General features: G+C 68.6%; 14 protein-coding genes. All 14 read left to right on the top strand.

Annotation, left to right across the window (positions count from 1 at the left end):
• Nucleotide 1: 1 nt before the first annotated feature.
• The 14 genes from GII31_RS17845 to GII31_RS17780 all read left to right on the top strand — a co-directional run bounded on the left by GII31_RS17845 (nt 2) and on the right by GII31_RS17780 (nt 16,935).
• Nucleotides 2-1,984: an acetoacetate--CoA ligase gene (locus tag GII31_RS17845; RefSeq protein ID WP_213244707.1), complete on the top strand. Its 1,983-nt coding sequence runs from the start codon at nt 2-4 to the stop codon at nt 1,982-1,984.
• Nucleotides 1,985-2,155: 171 nt separating this feature from the next.
• Complete coding sequence (locus GII31_RS17840; protein WP_213244706.1) at nt 2,156-3,205, top strand: DUF5336 domain-containing protein; 1,050 nt, start codon at nt 2,156-2,158, stop codon at nt 3,203-3,205.
• Between the two features lie 163 nt (nt 3,206-3,368).
• Nucleotides 3,369-4,949: a cell division protein PerM gene (locus tag GII31_RS17835; RefSeq protein ID WP_213244705.1), complete on the top strand. Its 1,581-nt coding sequence runs from the start codon at nt 3,369-3,371 to the stop codon at nt 4,947-4,949.
• A 120-nt stretch (nt 4,950-5,069) separates the two neighbouring features.
• Entirely contained in the window at nt 5,070-5,687 is a 618-nt protein-coding gene (gene purN, locus GII31_RS17830; protein ID WP_407649993.1) for a phosphoribosylglycinamide formyltransferase, read from the top strand.
• The gene (gene purH / locus GII31_RS17825; RefSeq protein WP_246221938.1) at nt 5,684-7,306 is read left to right on the top strand and encodes a bifunctional phosphoribosylaminoimidazolecarboxamide formyltransferase/IMP cyclohydrolase; all 1,623 of its coding nucleotides are present in this window, start codon (nt 5,684-5,686) and stop codon (nt 7,304-7,306) included. The genes purN and purH overlap by 4 nt, the downstream gene beginning before the upstream one ends.
• A gap of 18 nt (nt 7,307-7,324) precedes the next feature.
• Nucleotides 7,325-8,071, top strand: coding sequence for a sulfite exporter TauE/SafE family protein (locus tag GII31_RS17820; RefSeq protein WP_213244704.1), 747 nt, complete (start codon nt 7,325-7,327; stop codon nt 8,069-8,071).
• Nucleotides 8,072-8,283: 212 nt separating this feature from the next.
• Nucleotides 8,284-9,147: an ABC transporter permease gene (locus tag GII31_RS17815; RefSeq protein ID WP_213244703.1), complete on the top strand. Its 864-nt coding sequence runs from the start codon at nt 8,284-8,286 to the stop codon at nt 9,145-9,147.
• Between the two features lie 62 nt (nt 9,148-9,209).
• Complete coding sequence (locus tag GII31_RS17810; protein ID WP_407649992.1) at nt 9,210-10,232, top strand: taurine ABC transporter substrate-binding protein; 1,023 nt, start codon at nt 9,210-9,212, stop codon at nt 10,230-10,232.
• Nucleotides 10,216-11,058: an ABC transporter ATP-binding protein gene (locus GII31_RS17805; RefSeq protein WP_213244701.1), complete on the top strand. Its 843-nt coding sequence runs from the start codon at nt 10,216-10,218 to the stop codon at nt 11,056-11,058. Before GII31_RS17810 ends, GII31_RS17805 begins: the two co-directional genes overlap by 17 nt.
• A gap of 66 nt (nt 11,059-11,124) precedes the next feature.
• Nucleotides 11,125-12,093 (top strand): TauD/TfdA dioxygenase family protein, encoded by a 969-nt coding sequence (locus GII31_RS17800; protein ID WP_213244700.1) that lies wholly within the window; start codon nt 11,125-11,127, stop codon nt 12,091-12,093.
• A 104-nt stretch (nt 12,094-12,197) separates the two neighbouring features.
• Nucleotides 12,198-12,569, top strand: a complete 372-nt coding sequence (locus GII31_RS17795; RefSeq protein ID WP_213244699.1) for an ArsR/SmtB family transcription factor — start codon at nt 12,198-12,200, stop codon at nt 12,567-12,569.
• A gap of 38 nt (nt 12,570-12,607) precedes the next feature.
• On the top strand, nt 12,608-13,099 hold the full coding sequence (locus GII31_RS17790; protein WP_213244698.1) for an SRPBCC family protein: 492 nt from the start codon (nt 12,608-12,610) through the stop codon (nt 13,097-13,099).
• 118 nt (nt 13,100-13,217) lie between these two features.
• Nucleotides 13,218-14,651, top strand: a complete 1,434-nt coding sequence (locus GII31_RS17785; protein WP_213244697.1) for a sigma 54-interacting transcriptional regulator — start codon at nt 13,218-13,220, stop codon at nt 14,649-14,651.
• A gap of 256 nt (nt 14,652-14,907) precedes the next feature.
• A complete protein-coding gene (locus GII31_RS17780; protein ID WP_213244696.1) occupies nt 14,908-16,935 on the top strand; it encodes a vWA domain-containing protein in 2,028 nt (675 codons plus the stop codon).
• The last annotated feature ends 155 nt before the right edge of the window (nt 16,936-17,090 follow it).

Here is a 17,090-nt window from a genome sequence, read left to right as displayed (position 1 = left end):
CATGAGCACCGGTCAGATCGAGGCATTCGCCGAATCGGTCGGCCTGGGCGGCGCCGAGTACGGACGGCTGTGGCAGTGGTCGGTCGACAACCCGGCGACGTTCTGGCGCGCGGTCTGGGACTTCTACGGCGTTTCGGAGCGCGCGGCCGCGGCCGACGGCGGTCCGTTGGGTCCCGATGACCACGCGGTGCTGGCCCCGGCGACGTCAGGGGCCACGATGCCCGGCGCGCGCTGGTTCCCGGCGATGCGCCTGAACTATGTGGACCAGATCCTGGCGCACGCCGATCAGCCGGGCACGGCGATCGTCGGCGTCACCGAGGACGGCGAACGCGCGGAACTGTCGTGGTCGCGGCTGGCCGACCAGGTGGCCCGGCTCGCGGGCACCCTGGAGGAACTCGGTGTCGGTGAGGGCGATGTGGTCGCGGCGTATCTGCCCGACATCCCCGAAACGGTGGTGGCGTTCCTGGCGACGGTCTCCCTGGGGGCGATCTGGTCGGGTTGCGGTCAGGACTACGCACCCGAGGGGGCGGCGGCCCGGCTCGGTCAGCTGCGGCCCAGGGTGCTGTTCTCCTCGACCGGGTACCGCTTCAACGGCAAGCTCGCCGACAAGAACGCCGACAGCGCCGAACTGGCCGGTCTGCTGACAGATCTCGTCGCGCATATCGTCGTCGTCCCCGCCGACGGGCCGCCCGCGCCTGACGCTCCGGACGGGCCGGTCCGCGTGTGCGCTTTCGCCGACGCGGTGGGCGGTGCGCACCGCGTGCCGCCGCGCCCGGTGCCGTTCGACCATCCGCTGTGGGTGCTGTTCAGTTCCGGCACCACCGGTAAGCCCAAGGGCATCGTGCACGGTCACGGCGGGGTGGTGCTCGAACACCTGAAGGCCGCGGGCCTGCACGCCGATCTGCGGCGCGGAGACATCTTCTTCTGGCATACGGCGCTGAGCTGGATGATGTGGAACTTCCAGGTGGGCGGGCTGCTGACCGGGGCGACGATCGTCACCTACAGCGGCTCGCCGCTGTATCCCGACGCCGACCGGTTGTGGCGGCTCGTCGAATCCGAACATGTCACCTACCTGGGCACCAGCCCCGGCCAGTTGCGCGCCTCGCAGAAGGCCGGTCTGTCACCGGGCCGCGATCACGACCTGTCCACGTTGCGCACCCTGGGCAGTACCGGATCCACCCTGGCCGCCGACCTCTTCGGCTGGGTGGACGCGAATGTGTCTGCGGGCCTGCCGATCTCCTCGATCAGCGGCGGCACCGACGTGGTCTCGGCGTTCGCCGGTGGCAGTGTGGGTGTCCCGGTTGTCGCGGGCGAGCTTTCGGTACGTTATCTCGGTGTGGCGCTGGATAGCTGGGCGCCCGACCGCACTCCGTTGATCGGTGAGGTGGGGGAGATGGTGATCACCGCGCCGATGCCGTCGATGCCGATCTTCTTCTGGGATGATCCAGGCGGAAAACGTTACCGCTCAGCCTATTTCGACCATGAGTGGGAGGGGGGTGCGGCGTCCGGGCCGGTCTGGCGGCACGGCGACTGGGTAACGGTCACCGACCGCGGATCCCTGGTCATCCACGGACGCAGTGACGCCACCCTCAACCGGCACGGTATCCGGATGGGCTCGGCCGACATCTACGAGGTGGTCGAGGGCTTCGACGAGATCACCGAGGCCTTCGTCCTCGGTGTCGACGGCCCCGACGGCGCGTACTGGATGCCGTTGTTCGTCACCCTCGCCGAGGGGGCGGTGGTCGACGACGATCTACGGGCGCGCATCGCGGCCGAGATCCGCACCCGGCTCTCGCCGCGACACGTCCCCGACGAGGTGATCGAGGTGCCCGGCATTCCACATACCCGCACCGGAAAGAAACTCGAGGTCCCGGTGACGGCCATCCTCGCCGGCCGGTCCGAGGTGAACCTGGATCCTCGGTCGGTCGATGACTTCTCACTCATCGACCTCTATGCGCGACTGGGGCGTCAACACCTCTGGTGACGGCACGGGGACCCCGACCGAGGCTGTGCGCATAGGTGCGAATGCCTCCGATGTTCATGTGGATGTGACGGCGAGGCTTGCGAATCACCGCATCGGGTGTACTACCGTGGAACGAGGTCCATTGCGCTCACCGCGGGGGGCGACCACAACCGAGCAGGAGTACAGAGCATTATGTCGTATCAACCAGGTGGTGGCTACGGGCAGCAGCCCGGCGCTTCCGGTCAGTCCTACGGACAGTACCCGGGCTACGGTCAGCAGGGCCCCGGACAACAAGGTGCAGGACAGCAGGATCCGGCTGCCCAGCAGCAGTCGTACGGGCAGCAACAGAGCTACGGTCAGCAGCCGGCGTACGGGGGCGGAGCGCCCGGCTACGGCCAGTCGCCGCAACAGGCACCCGGCCGCTACGGCTACGGGGCGTCCGGCGCGCCGGCCCAGTCGAGCCAGGGGCTGCCCGCCAACACCTCGCTGATCCTGTCGGCGGCGGTCGGTGTCCTCGGCGTGATCGTGCTGTTCTGCGGTTTCGCACCCGGAATCTCCGACGAGAGTCTGTCGGTGCCTGTGTTCGGCACCAGTTCGCCGTTCGCGGCCCCGTATGTCGCCATCGTCGTCGCGGGTCTGCTCGCGCTCACCGCGTTCCTGCCCGGCGGCAAGACCCCGCCCGTCGGGGTGATCACCGCACTGACGGTGACGGGCACGATCGTCACGCTGTTCGCGATAGTCAAGAAGGGTGATCTGGACCCGGGCACCGGTGCCGGTGCCATCATCGTGCTGGTGGGCGGCATCTTGATGTCCATCGCCGCGGTGCTGTGGCTGCTCGTCGACTCCGGCCTGGTCAAGACGGGTCCGAGTGCTCCGGCCACCCCCGCCGGTGGCACACCGACCGCGGCTCCGGCCGCCCCCACGCAGCCCGGTGCGGACGCGGCGGGCACCCCCTACGGAGCGTCCTACGGCAGCTACGGCGCCGGACAGTACGGCCAGTCCGGCTACGGTCAGGGTGCGGCGGCCGGTCAGGCGTCCAACGCCCCCAAGCCGGCGACCGATCCGGGTGCTGCCGCCTCGGGCGGTCCGTCCTACGGCGGCGGCTACGGCAACACGCCCGGTTCGGACAGCGCGACCACCGTGTTCAACAACCCGAACCAGCCCGGCGGCGGTCAGCCCGGCGGGGGACAGCCCGGCGGGGGACAGCAGAGCAACTTCACCCCCGGCGGCTACGGCTTCTGAGCCTGCGCCGATACCCGGTCCAGCCAGCGAGGGTCTGCCGATCGGGGCAGACCCTCGCTGTTGTTTCGGCCACATCCCGAGTCTGCGGTGAGGATGTGAATTTTGGGGTTGGTGCGGCGCGTCTGACCGATGTTGCCAACGGGACGTGTCAGTCTCGGAAGTGATGGCGACACGAACGGCGACCCGGACCGACAATCTCGCGTCGCGCCTGAGGCAGGCGCGGCGCGACAGGCGTGAGCGCCGCATGGTGGTCGACGGTTCCACCCGCGAACTGCTCATCGTCGCCTTCGTCACACCGCTGGTCACCCTCGCGGTGCTCACCGTCCTCACGGTTCTCACCGTCCTGCTGGCCGGCGGCGGCCTGAGCGGGCTCGTCGGCACCATCGGCGCCCTGTGGCTCGCCGTCCACCAGGTGCCGGTCTCCCTGTCGGGGGTCACCCTCGGCGCACTCCCGCTGCTGCCGACGCTGCTGGTGATGGCCGGCACCGCGCGCGTCGTGCGGTCCGCCGGCCACGGACGCGACCGGGGCGAACTGGGCGCGATCGTCGCCGCGGCCGTCGGCGGGCCGATGGTGCTCACGGCGATGGCCGTGGCCGTCGTCATGGACGGATCGTCGACCTCGCAGATCCAGAGCCCGGACGCACTGGCCGCGTTCACCCACACGATGCTGGTCCACGCGGCCGCCGCCGCGCTCGGGGTGGGGGCCGCCCGGGGCGAGCACCGCGACGGGAGATATTCGCGTCCGCTGTGGGAACGGCACCTCACCGTCACCTCGGCCGACCGCACCGGGCTGCGGTTCGGTGTGGCGGCCCTGCTCGCGTTGTTGGCCGCGGGCGGTGTACTGGTGACGGCCCGGCTGATCCTCAACTGGGACCAACTGACCATCCTGTTCGATGAGGGCTACGACTTCGACGGCTACCTCGGCCTCGGTGTGCTGTCGGTGCTGTACCTGCCCAATCTGATCGTCGGTGCCGCCGCCGTCCTGGTCGGGTCGCGGGCGCAGGTCGGTACCGCCTCCGTCGATCTGATGAGCGTGACCGGCGGCGACGTGCCGCCGCTGCCGCTGTTGGCCGCACTCCCCGGCGAGGGGCTCGGCACCACCGGTGCCATGGGGTTCGCGGTGCCCACGGTGATCGCGCTGTTCGTGGCCGTCCGGTGCCGGTCGGTCAACCCGTTCTCGCACTTGCGCGCCGTCGCCGTCGCCGGTGCCGCCGCCGCGGGCCTGATCACGCTTCTCGCGCAACTGTCCGGCGGCCGGATCGGCGAACTCGGCGAGGTGGGTGTCACACCGGTCACCACCGGCATATTCACTCTGGGCTGGAGCGTCCTCGTCGGTGGTCTGGTCGTCGTGATTCACGCATTGCTGCCCTCCACCCGCGCGGCGCGCGCCGGCCGGTCCGGTGAACCGCGATCGGCCGACGCGCGGAACCGGAACGGACACCGCGACCGGGGCAATGCCACTGATCAGGACGACGATCAGGACTGGGACGACGAGCAGGACTGGGACGACGAGCAGGACTGGGACGACGAGCAGAATCGGGACCGTGACGACCTGGACGCCGAGGATGACCCGGACGCCGGGGACGGTGACCCGGACGAGGACCGGCCCGCCGGGACCGGCGACACCCATCGGGACGGTGGGACCAAGAAGTTTGACGACCTGGCCTTCGATTTCGGCGAGATGGATCTCGACGAGTACGACACCGAACGGGCCATCAGCCGCAAGCTCAACGACAGGATGTGAGTACCCACCCTCGACCTGGCGGCAGGTCACATCCGGGTCACGGCTAGGCTTGCACGAGTGAGTGCAACTCCACCAGGATCACCGTCGGTGACACCGCCGTCCACGGCATCGTCGCAGGTCGTGCCCGTCTCCGGTAGGGCGGCCCGCGTTGTGGTGCTCGCCTCCGGTACCGGTTCGCTGCTGGCCGCGCTCATCGAACGCTCCCGCATTCCCGGGTCGGTGTTCGAGATCGTCGCGGTCGGAGCCGACCGGGACTGCGCCGCGGTGGGCATCGCGCGCGAGGCGGGCATAGAGTCGTTCACCTGCCGCGTCGCCGACCACCCCGATCGCGGGGCCTGGGACGAGGCACTGCGTGAGCACGCCGCACGGGCCGAGCCCGATTGGGTGGTCACCGCCGGATTCATGAAGATCCTCGGACCGCGGTTCCTGGACGCGTTCGGCGGGCACATCGTCAATTCGCATCCGGCCCTGTTGCCGTCGTTTCCCGGCGCGCACGGGGTTGCCGAGGCCCTCGCCCACGGCGTCAAGGTGACCGGCACGACGGTCCACCTCGTCGACGCGGGTGTCGACACCGGGCCGATCCTCGCCCAGCGTGCCGTCGAGATCGGCGATGACGACACCGAGGACACCCTGCACGAACGCATCAAGATCATCGAGCGCGAACTGCTCGCAGACGTGGTGGCCGCCCTGGTCACCAAAGGCGTTGTTATCGAAGGACGAAAGGCCCGCATCCTGTGAACGCTCCCATCCCAACCGACGGTTCCATCTCCACCGTCGGTCGCCGACCCATTCGCCGGGCGCTCGTGAGTGTCTACGACAAGAGCGGGCTGCCCGAACTCGCCGCCGCACTGCACAAGGCGGGGGTGGAGATCGTCTCCACCGGTTCCACCGCGAAGACCATCGCCGACACCGGTGTGCCGGTCGTCGAGGTCTCCACCCTCACCGGATTCCCCGAATGCCTGGAGGGCCGGGTCAAAACCCTGCATCCCACGGTGCACGCCGGGATTCTGGCCGATACCCGCAAGGACGACCACCTCGCCCAACTCACCGAACTCGGCGTCGAGGCGTTCGAACTCGTCGTGGTCAACCTGTACCCGTTCACCCAGACCGTCGCCTCGGGCGCCTCGCAGGATGAGTGCGTCGAACAGATCGACATCGGCGGACCGTCGATGGTGCGCGGTGCGGCCAAGAACCATCCGTCGGTCGCGGTCGTGGTCAATCCCCGCGACTACGATGACGTCACCGCCGCCCTCGACGCCGGTGGATTCACCCTCGCGCAGCGTCAACTGCTGGCGGCCAAGGCTTTTCGGCACACCGCCGACTACGACGTGGCCGTCGCCTCGTGGATGTCGCGGGTCGTGGTGTCCGGTACCGGGCGAGCGGAGCGACGGGAGATTGCCGGTGAGGGCGGGTTCCCCGAATGGGCCGGAGAGACCTGGGAGCTCAAAGAGGTGCTGCGATACGGCGAGAACCCGCACCAGCCCGGCGCGCTGTACCAGTCCCAGCACCGGCCCTCGGGGCTGGCCACCGCCGAGCAGTTGCACGGCAAGCAGATGAGCTTCAACAACTACACCGACGCCGACGCGGCCTGGCGCAGTGCCCACGATTTCGACGGCCCGGCGGTCGCGATCATCAAGCACGCCAACCCTTGCGGCATCGCGGTGGGCGCCGACATCGGTGAGGCGCACCGCAAAGCGCATGCCTGCGACCCGGTCAGCGCCTACGGCGGTGTGATCGCCGCCAACCGCGAGATCACCGTCGAGATGGCCGAGCAGGTGGCCGAGATCTTCACCGAGGTACTCATCGCCCCGGGCTTCGCCGACGGTGCGCTGTCGGTGCTCACCCGCAAGAAGAACATCCGCGTACTGCGGGCGGTTCCGCCCACCGAGGGCGGGGTCGAGCAGCGTCCGGTATCCGGTGGCATGCTCGTGCAGTGGCGCGACGTGATCGACGCCGAGGGTGACAATCCGGCCAACTGGACCCTTGCGGCCGGTGACCCGGCCGACGCCGACACCCTCGCCGACCTCGAATTCGCCTGGCGGGCATGCCGCGCGGTCAAGTCCAATGCCATCCTGCTGGCCGCCGACGGCGCGTCGGTGGGCGTCGGCATGGGACAGGTCAACCGGGTCGACTCCGCACACCTGGCCGTCACGCGGGCCGGGGAGCGGGCCACGGGCAGCGTCGCCGCCTCCGACGCCTTCTTCCCGTTCCCCGACGGCCTGCAGGTGCTCATCGCCGGTGGCGTGAAAGCCGTTGTGCAGCCCGGTGGTTCGATCCGTGACAACGAGGTCGTCGCAGCCGCGGCCGAGGCCGGGGTCACCCTCTACCTCACGGGTGCGCGTCATTTCGCCCACTGATCGCCGGGCCCGGCCCCGATGAACCCCGTCGTCGAGTTCTTCTTCCTGCTCGCGGCCGGGTTCGGGGCCGGGTTGATCGGGTACGTCACCGGCCTGGCGTCGGTGGTCAGCTATCCGGCCCTGCTGGCGGTCGGGCTCAGCCCGGTCGCGGCGAACGTCACCAACACGGTGTCGGTGGTGGCCGTCGGTGTCGGCAGCACCGCCAAGGCGGGCAGGGCGCTGTTCGACGGTGACCGGCGCCGCACGATCCTGGGCATGGTCGCGTCGGTGATCGGCGGCATCATCGGTGCGGCCGCGCTGCTGCTCAGCTCCGACGGATCGTTCGAGGTGATCGTCCCGTTCCTGGTGGCAATCGCCGCGATAGCGTTGCTGTGCCAGCCGATGCTGAGCAGGCTCGCCACCTCGCATGAAGACCGGCGATGGCTGTTCGTCCTCGGGATATTGGTGATCGCGGTGTACGGCGGCTATTTCGGGGCGGGTGCTGGGATCATGATCCTGGCGTTGATGCTGGTGGTCACCAGTGAACCGCTGTGGAAGGCGACGCTGTCCAAGTCCCTGTTCCTCGGTATTTCCAACTCCGTTGCGGCCGTGGCCTTCTTGATCTGGGGTCCGGTTGATCTGTGGGTCGCGGTGGTGATGGGTGTCGGCTGTTTCGCCGGCGGCTGGTGCGGTCCGCCCGTGGTCAGACGGCTGCCCGCCGGGCCGCTGCGCATCACCATCGGCATCGGGGGTCTGGCACTCGCGGTGTGGCTGGGCGTGCGCTGAACCGGCGCACCGGATTCGGCCGAACCCCTGTCCCGGAGCCCGCTGCCACGCCCACCCGAAGGGCTGCGGCCGGGGTCGTCGCTCCCGGCCGCACCCTCATGGGCGTGGTGCACCCACCGCAGTGTGACCCAGATCGGTGATCACCGGCGACATTTCCTCACCGCGACGACAACTATGGCGCGGGGTCGGGTGAACGAACTACACCTTCTCGGGTGAGTCTGACTTCTGAACCACTGCTCGACGACGCGGTGCCGCCCCGGCCGGGCCGGGCCGACACGTCGACGCGCCTGCGCGCACTGGGATCCCGATGGGGGCTGCCCCTGCTGTCGGTGGTGGTGTTCCTGATCGTCTACCAGCTCGTCGCGGTCAGCGGCATCTGGAGTGAAACCTTCGTCCCCACCATCGGCACCATCTGGGACGCCTTCGTCAACCTGTCGACCACCCACGACGGCGTGCGCGGCTATGCCGACTACTACTGGTGGGAACACCTGTACATGACGTTGCGCCGCGTGCTCGCCGGCGTACTGGTCGGTGTGGTGGCCGGTGTGCTGCTGGGTCTGGCGATGGGCTCGGTCTCCTGGCTGCGGCGCCTGCTGGAGCCGTGGCTGACGTTCCTGCGGGCGCTCCCGCCGCTGGCCTACTTCTTCCTGCTGGTGATCTGGCTGGGCATCGACGAAGCACCCAAGATCACGCTGCTGGCCCTCGCCGCGCTGCCGCCCGCCGCCGTCGCCACCACAGCCGCGGTCAGCGCCGCCCCCGTCGCGCTCATCGAGGCGGCCCGTGCGCTCGGCGCCTCGCGCGCGGAGGTGATCCGCGACGTCGTGGTGCCCGCCGCACTGCCCGAGACGTTCACCGGGATCCGGCTGGCCGTGGGCATGGCGTACTCGTCGGTGGTGGCCGCCGAACTGTTCAACGGCATCCCCGGAATCGGTGGCGTGGTCAAGGACGCCAGCAACTACAACAACACCCCCGTCGTCCTGGTCGGCATCGTGTTGATCGGTCTGTCCGGTCTGATCATCGACGGGGTTCTGCGAGCAATCGAGCACCGTGCGGTGCCATGGCGTGGAAAGGCCTGAGAAGTCCCGTGAATATCCCCAACAAGTCCCGCGGTCGTTCGCGGACCCGTGTCTCCGCGCAGATCGTCGGTGCGCTGTCGGCAGTGCTGGTGGCCGTGCTCGCCCTGGCGGGCTGCTCGGTCGACCGCTCCGGTGCCGACGATTCCAAACCCACCATTCGCCTTGCCTACCAGGCGTTCCCGAGTGGTGATCTGATCGTCAAGAACAACAGGTGGCTGGAGGAGGCGCTACCCGGGTTCAACATCAAGTGGACCAAGTTCGATTCGGGCGCCGACGTGAACACCGCTTTCGTCGCCAAGGAGGTCGACTTCGCGGCCATCGGATCGAGCCCGGTGGCCCGCGGGCTGTCGGCGCCGTTGAACATCCCGTACCAGGTGGCGTTCATCCTCGACGTCGCCGGCGACAATGAGGCGCTGGTCGCACGCAACGGGACCGGCGTCAACTCCGTCGCCGATCTGCGCGGCAAGCGAGTGGCCACCGCGTTCGCCTCCACCGCCCACTACAGCCTGCTGGCCGCCCTCAATCAGGCCGGGCTCACCGTCAAGGACGTCAACCTGATCGACCTGCAGCCGCAGGCATCGCTGGCCGCGTGGCAGCGCGGCGATGTCGATGCCGTCTACACCTGGCTGCCGACGCTCGACGAGCTGCGCAAGGACGGCAAGACGCTGATCGCGAGCCGCGAGCTGGCCACCGCCGGCAAACCGACCCTCGACCTGGGTGTGGTGTCCACGGCGTTCGCGGAGAAGAACCCGGAGGCCGTCGACGCCTGGCGCACGGCGCAGGCGCGGGCCCTCGAACTGATCAAGTCCGATCCGGATGCGGCGGCCGAAGCCATCGCGGCGCAGCTCGGCACCACCCCGCAGGACGCCGCCAACCAGCTCAAGCAGGGCACGTACCTGACCGTTGCCGAGCTCACCTCACCCACCTGGCTGGGCACCGAGAGCGCACCGGGAAATGTTTCCCAGAACCTGTACAGCGCGGCGCGATTCCTCGCCGACCAACAGCAGATCCCATCCGCCCCGGCGCTTGAGGTGTTCCAGAAGGCGCTCTATACCAAGGGACTACCCGATGTCCTCAAGCAGTAAGACGACAGTCGCGCCCTCGACGGCGACCACCCCGGCCCACACCTCGTCGGCTGATGGCCGGCCCGGATCGATCAGCCTGCGCGGGGTGTCACAGATCTACGGCAAGGGCGCCGACCGGGTGACCGCCGTCGGTCCCGTCGACCTCGAGGTGGAGCCGGGCGAGTTCCTGGTCCTCGTCGGGGCATCGGGATGTGGCAAGTCGACCCTGCTGCGGCTCATCGCCGGATTCGAGCAGCCCGCGGAGGGCGGCGTCGAGGTATCCGGAGGTGCGGCCGTCCCCGGTCATACCTCGGGGGTGGTGTTTCAGCAGCCGCGATTGTTCCCGTGGCGCACCGTGGGCGGCAACATCGACCTCGCACTCAAGTACGCCGGTGTCGCCAAGTCCGAAAGGCTCGCGCGCCGTAAGGAGTTGCTGGAGCGGGTCGGTCTGATCGACGTGGACAAGCGCCGCATCTGGGAGATCTCGGGCGGTCAGCAGCAGCGGGTGGCGATCGCGCGGGCGCTGGCCGCCCGTACCTCGCTGCTGTTGCTCGACGAACCGTTCGCCGCGCTCGACGCGCTCACCCGCGAACGGCTGCAGGACGATCTGCGCACGGTGAGTGTGGAATCGGGCCGCACCAATGTGTTCGTCACGCACAGTGCCGAGGAGGCCGCGTTCCTCGGCACCCGGATCGTGGTGCTCACCAAACGGCCCGGCCGCATCGTCCTCGACATCGCCTCACCGATCCTGCGGACCGGTCTCAGTGCCGGGGAACTGCGTGATTCGCCCGAGTACACGGTGTTGCGCACCCAGGTGCACGAGGCCATCAAAGGCGCTGCCGAATAACCTGATCCGACTCCGCCGCCCCGGGCTGTCCGGGTCGGCGGAACTTCTGAACCACGGAGGAGTCCGATGTCTGTGACCACCCGGAACGCCGACACCGTTGCCGGCCCCAATACCCCTGCCGGCCCCAATACCCCTGCCGGCCCCGTTACCCCTGCCGGGACCGTGCCGATCCCCGGGCGGGCGGCTGTGTCCTCGGGTGTCGAGTTCGACATCGACGAGTTCGGCCCACGCTTCGGTGCCGAGATCCGGGGTGTCGACGTGGCCTCGGCCTCCGATGATCAGGTGCGGGCCATCCGTGCGGCGCTGGTGGCCTACAAGGTGATCGTCTTCCGGGGGCAGTCGCTCGACGACGGCGCGCACATCGAGTTCGGCCGCAGACTCGGCGAACTCACCTACGGGCATCCGGTGTGGAACAGCGGTGAGGTACCGGCGGAGGTGTACTCCCTCGACAGTGCCGACAACGGTTTTGCCGACGTCTGGCACACCGACGTCACTTTCATGGAGCGGCCACCGCTCGGCTCGATCCTGCGTCCGGTCATCCTGCCGCGTAACGGCGGTGACACCAGCTGGGCCGACGCCGAACTGGCCTACGAGTCGCTGTCCGCGCCGGTGCGTGGGCTCATCGACGGCCTGACCGCCGTGCACGATGGCAACCGCGAATTCGGCTACTACCTCAAGAATCGACGTGGGGGACGCGGAAATCTCTGGGACGGAAAGGAAGTGACCGAACTGGTGCCCGTTCGGCATCCGGTGGTGCGGGTGCACCCGGAGACCGGACGCAGGTCGCTGTTCGTCAACCCGGGTTTCACCTCGCACATCGACGGTGTGTCCGAGGCCGAGAGTCGCGGCATCCTCGACCTGCTCTACGCCCATCTCACCAAACCCGAACACATCGTCCGCCACCGTTGGCGCCTGGGCGATCTGGTGCTGTGGGACAACCGGAACACCGCCCACTACGCCAATCGCGACTACGGCGATGCCCGCAGGGTTATGCATCGCATCACCCTGCGTGGCGACGCCCCGGTCGGTCCGTAGCGCCGGCGGACCGTTCCTCGCGGCGGCTTTATCAACCAGAGGGTTGACAAAGCCGCCGCATAGGCGTTCACTCTTATTCAACCAACAGGTTGAGGAAGGGCTCGATGACGGATCAGCTCTCCAAGGCGTTCGCCGCACTCGCCGACCCCACCCGCCGCGACATCGTCGCCCGGCTGACACGGTCCGATGCGACGGTCGGCGAGATCGCGGAGCCGTACGAGGTCAGTCTGCAGGCCGTTTCCAAACATCTGAAGGTTCTCGAGGACGCGGGACTGGTCTCGCGGACCCGGGAGGCGCAGCGGCGCCCGGTTCATCTGGAAGCGGAGGTATTGGACCTCATGACCGCATGGATCGAGCGGTACCGCAGGCGGGCCGAGGAACGCTACACGCGCCTGGACGCCCTGCTCGAGGAGATGAACGGTGTCGACCTCCCAGACACCCCCGAACGCGACACCACCGAACGCGACGCCGGCTGACTCGACTCCCCCGGCCGCGGCAGAGGAAAGGCACCGGCATGACCACTCACACCCGTTACCCGCAGGCGGCCATCGAGGCCGACCCGAAGGTTCCGATTATCCGTATCACCCGCGACTTCCGGGCTACGCCTGCGCAATTGATGAAGGCGCACACCGATCCCGAGCTGTACTCCCGGTGGGTCGGCCCCGACGACGTGCCGTGCACGATCATCGACTGGGACGCCCGCGACGGCGGCAGCTGGCGGTATGTCGCGGTCGCCGGCGGCGACGAGCACCGTTTCCGCGGGTGCTTCCACACCGTCTCCGCCGACAAGATCGTGCAGACCTTCACCTGGGAGGGCATGCCCGACCAGGTGTCGCTGGAAACGCTCTCGTTCGAGGACCTCGGCGATGGCACGACCCGCCTGCATGCCCAGTCCCTGTGCGACAGCTTCGAAGCCCGCGACGGCTGGCTCGCCTCGGGGATGGAGGTGGGCGTCAACGACGGATACGCCGCCATCGACCGCCTGCTCGAATCCGGGGAGCTTTGAACACCGATGGCGGACCCGCGCGGTATCACCGGTCCGGGTAGCGGATCGGCCCGGCCGGCGGCGATGGTCCCACCCACACCGGCCGGGCGGCCGATGTCCCCCGGATCCGCGGAGTAGCGTGGACGGGGTGCCAGAGGAGACCTTCACCACAACGACCTCGCAGACCACCGAAACCCGCCACCCGGCCGCCCGTACGCTGGGCGAGCTGCGGGCCGGTGGCCACGTGCAGCGGACCGTCCGCGACGAGATCCGCAACAATCTGCTGACCGCGCTGCGGGAGGGCCGTGACCCGTGGCCCGGCATCGTCGGTTTCGAATCCACCGTGATCCCGCAGCTCGAACGGGCCCTCATCGCCGGTCACGACGTGGTGATGCTCGGCGAACGCGGCCAGGGCAAAACGCGTGTCCTGCGCACCCTCGCCGGGCTGCTCGACGAGTGGACGCCGGTCATCGCCGGGTCCGAGCTCGGTGAACATCCGTACGAGCCGATCACCCCGGCGTCCATCCGGCGCGCGGCCGACCTGCTCGACGACCTGCCCATCGAATGGCGTCACCGCTCGCAGCGGTACAGCGAGAAGCTGGCCACCCCCGACACCTCGGTGGCCGACCTCGTCGGCGACATCGACCCGATGAAGGTCGCCGAGGGCCGCAGCCTCGGTGACCCCGAAACCATCCACTTCGGACTCATCCCGCGTGCGCATCGCGGCATCATCGCCATCAACGAACTGCCCGACCTGGCCGAACGGATCCAGGTGTCGATGCTCAACGTGATGGAGGAACGCGACATCCAGGTGCGCGGTTACTCGCTGCGGCTGCCGCTGGACGTGCTGGTGATGGCCAGTGCCAACCCGGAGGACTACACCAACCGCGGCCGCATCATCACCCCCCTCAAGGACCGCTTCGGCGCCGAGATCCGCACCCACTACCCGCTCGAACTCGACGACGAGGTGGCCGTCATCGAGCAGGAGGCCGACCTCACCGCCACCGTGCCCGATGTGATTCTGGAGATCATCGCCCGGTTCACCCGATATGCCCGCGACCATCCCTCCATCGACCGCAGGTCGGGTGTGTCGGCGCGTTTCTCCATCGCCGCCGCCGAAACGGTCGCCGCCGCGGCCCTGCACCGGGCCACGGTGACCGGGGAAGAAACGCCGGTCGCCCGCATCGTCGACCTCGAATCGGTGGTGGAGGTGCTGCGCGGCAAGATCGAGTTCGAGTCCGGTGAGGAGGGCCGCGAACTGGAGATCCTCGAGCACCTGATGCGTAAGTCGACGGCCGATGCCGTGCGCGCGCATCTGGGTGGCGTCGACATGGGTCCGCTGGTCACCGCGCTGGAGGACGGCGAACCCGTCGTCACCGGCGACCGCGTCACCGCCGCCGACTTCCTCGCCTCCATCCCCGACACCCCGGTGGTCGAGGAGATCGCAGCCCGGCTCGACGCCGACGGCGAGGGCGAACGCGCCAACGCCGTCGAACTGGCGCTGGAAGGCCTCTACCTCGCCCGCCGCATCGGCAAGGAAGCCGACGAAACAGGCCAGACCGTCTACGGCTGACCGATGGCCGACGTCGCGGTGATCCCGCCCCTTCGCCGGTGGTGTGAAGACCTGCCAGGTCATGTCCCGGTGATCGCAACCCTTCGCCGGTTGAGGTGTGAAGAGCCGCCAGGCGATGAGCCTCGAAACCCGGTGAGACGACATCGGCACCGTGCGGGGTGCCCAGACTCGCCCGCCGGGCAACCGCACACCTCGACCAACGAGGTGGTGGCGTGATGAGTACTTTCCCGATCTACGCGAATCGAGGCACGTGACCATGGCTGACAAACCGGCAACACCGCGGCGCAGCTTCCACCGCGCCCGCTACCAGCGGTACACGGGCGGACCGGACCCGCTGGCCCCACCCGTCGACCTGCGCGAGGCGCTGCGGGAGATCGGCGACGACGTGATGGCCGGCTCGTCGCCACAACGTGCGCTGCGCGAGTTCCTGCGACGCGGCTCGCAGAACGTGCGTGGCCTGGACAAACTGCGCGAACAGATCAACCGCCGACGCCAGGAGTTGCTGCGTAGTCGCAACCTCGACGGCACCTTCCAGGAGATCCGCGAACTGCTCGACCGGGCCGTCCTGGAGGAGCGCAAGCAGCTCGCCCGCGACCTCGACGACGATGCCCGGTTCGCCGAGATGCAGATCGGGAACCTGCCCGCGTCGACGGCGCAGGCGGTGGAGGAGCTGTCGAACTACGACTGGCGCAGCGCGCGGGCCCGCGAGGACTTCGAGAAGATCAAAGATCTCCTCGGTCGGGAACTGCTCGATCAGCGGTTCGCCGGGATGAAGCAGGCGATGGAGGGTGCCACCGACGCCGACCGGCAACGCATCACCGACATGCTCGCCGACCTCAACAAATTGCTCGATGCCCACAATCGCGGCGAGGACACGACCGAACAGTTCCGCGAGTTCATGGCCGAACACGGCGAGTTCTTTCCCGAGAATCCGCGCAACACGGAGGAACTGATCGACTCGCTGGCGCAGCGGGCGGCGGCCGCGCAACAGTTTTACAACTCGCTCACTCCCGAGCAGCGAGCCGAACTCGATCAGCTCGCACAACAGGCGTTCGGTTCACCCGAGCTGATGAGTCAGCTGGCGCAGATGGATTCGGCGCTGCGGCAGGCCCGACCGGGTCTGGGCTGGGATGAATCGAGCGAATTCTCCGGCGGGCAGGGGATGGGATTGGGCGAGGGCGCCGCAGCCCTGCACGACATCGGCGAGCTCGACGCGCTCAGTGAACAACTCTCCCAACAGTATTCCGGTGCCCAGCTCGACGACATCGACCTGGACGCGTTGATGCGTCAGCTCGGTGAGGAGGCCGTCGTCGACGCCCGGCGCCTGGCCGAACTCGACAAGGCGCTGCGGGACGAAGGATTCTTCGACCGCTCCGCCGACGGTGAGTTCCGGCTGAGTCCCAAGGCGATGCGTCAACTCGGGCAGTCGATCTTCAAGGATGTCGCCGAGCAGATGTCGGGCCGCGGCGGCGAACGGCAGACCCGCAACAGCGGCCGGCTCGGCGAGCCCACCGGCTCCTCACGCGAATGGCAGTTCGGCGACACGGACCCGTGGGATGTGACCCGCACCGTCTCCAACGCCGTCCTGCGCACGCTGAGCGAATCTCCGGACGCGTCCGTGTCGGACCCCGATGCGGCGGTCCGCGCGATCGCCGACGGCGGCGTCCGCATCGACGTGCGCGACGTGGAGGTCGCCGACACCGAGTCGCGCACACAGGCTGCGGTGGTGCTCCTGGTGGACACCTCGTTCTCGATGGAGATGGAGGGCCGGTGGACGCCGATGAAACGTACCGCCATCGCGCTCAATCATCTTGTGTCCACCCGCTTCCGGTCCGACGAGCTGCATCTGATCGCCTTCGGCAGGCACGCCCGCACCATCGACATCGCCGAACTGACCGGGTTGCAGCCGCGCTGGGAACAGGGCACCAACCTGCATCACGCGCTGCTGCTGGCGCAACGTCACCTGCGGCGTTTTCCCAACGCTCAGCCGGTGGTACTGGTGGTGACCGACGGTGAGCCGACCGCCCACCTCGACCCCTCGGGTGAGCCGTTCTTCTTCTATCCGCCGCACCCGCAGACCATCGCGCTGACGGTCCGCGAACTCGACCACATCTCCCGGCTCGGTGCCCAGGTGACGTTTTTCCGCCTCGGTGAGGATCCCGGCCTGGCAGAGTTCATGGACCAGATCGCCCGCCGCATCGGCGGCCGTGTCGTCGCCCCCGACCTCGACGGACTCGGTGCCGCGGTAGTCGGCGACTATCTCCGCTCCCGTTCCCGCCGCTGACCCTCGGCCGTCCGAGTGTGGACGTGCCCCTCTGCCGCCTGAGGTGCGATGACTGCGGACGTGCCCCTTTCTGCTGGTTGAGGTGCGAGGAGCGCTGGCGACGAGCCTCGAAACCACACCACGGCACCCTCATCCCACCGCCCCCGAACCCTGAT

It is taken from the genome of Gordonia pseudamarae (assembly GCF_025273675.1).
Lineage (GTDB): Bacteria > Actinomycetota > Actinomycetes > Mycobacteriales > Mycobacteriaceae > Gordonia > Gordonia pseudamarae.
This window is presented reverse-complemented; position numbering and strand designations above follow the sequence as displayed.

Bases quoted from the DNA above. Each gene is read 5' to 3' on its own strand.
- GII31_RS17835 (WP_213244705.1), top strand. From the start codon at position 3,369: ATGGCGACACGAACGGCGACCCGGACCGACAATCTCGCGTCGCGCCTG.
- GII31_RS17805 (WP_213244701.1), top strand. From the start codon at position 10,216: ATGTCCTCAAGCAGTAAGACGACAGTCGCGCCCTCGACGGCGACCACC.
- GII31_RS17800 (WP_213244700.1), top strand. From the start codon at position 11,125: ATGTCTGTGACCACCCGGAACGCCGACACCGTTGCCGGCCCCAATACC.
- GII31_RS17795 (WP_213244699.1), top strand. From the start codon at position 12,198: ATGACGGATCAGCTCTCCAAGGCGTTCGCCGCACTCGCCGACCCCACC.
- GII31_RS17780 (WP_213244696.1), top strand. From the start codon at position 14,908: ATGGCTGACAAACCGGCAACACCGCGGCGCAGCTTCCACCGCGCCCGC.
- GII31_RS17845 (WP_213244707.1), top strand. From the start codon at position 2: ATGAGCACCGGTCAGATCGAGGCATTCGCCGAATCGGTCGGCCTGGGC.
- GII31_RS17840 (WP_213244706.1), top strand. From the start codon at position 2,156: ATGTCGTATCAACCAGGTGGTGGCTACGGGCAGCAGCCCGGCGCTTCC.
- GII31_RS17790 (WP_213244698.1), top strand. From the start codon at position 12,608: ATGACCACTCACACCCGTTACCCGCAGGCGGCCATCGAGGCCGACCCG.
- GII31_RS17820 (WP_213244704.1), top strand. From the start codon at position 7,325: ATGAACCCCGTCGTCGAGTTCTTCTTCCTGCTCGCGGCCGGGTTCGGG.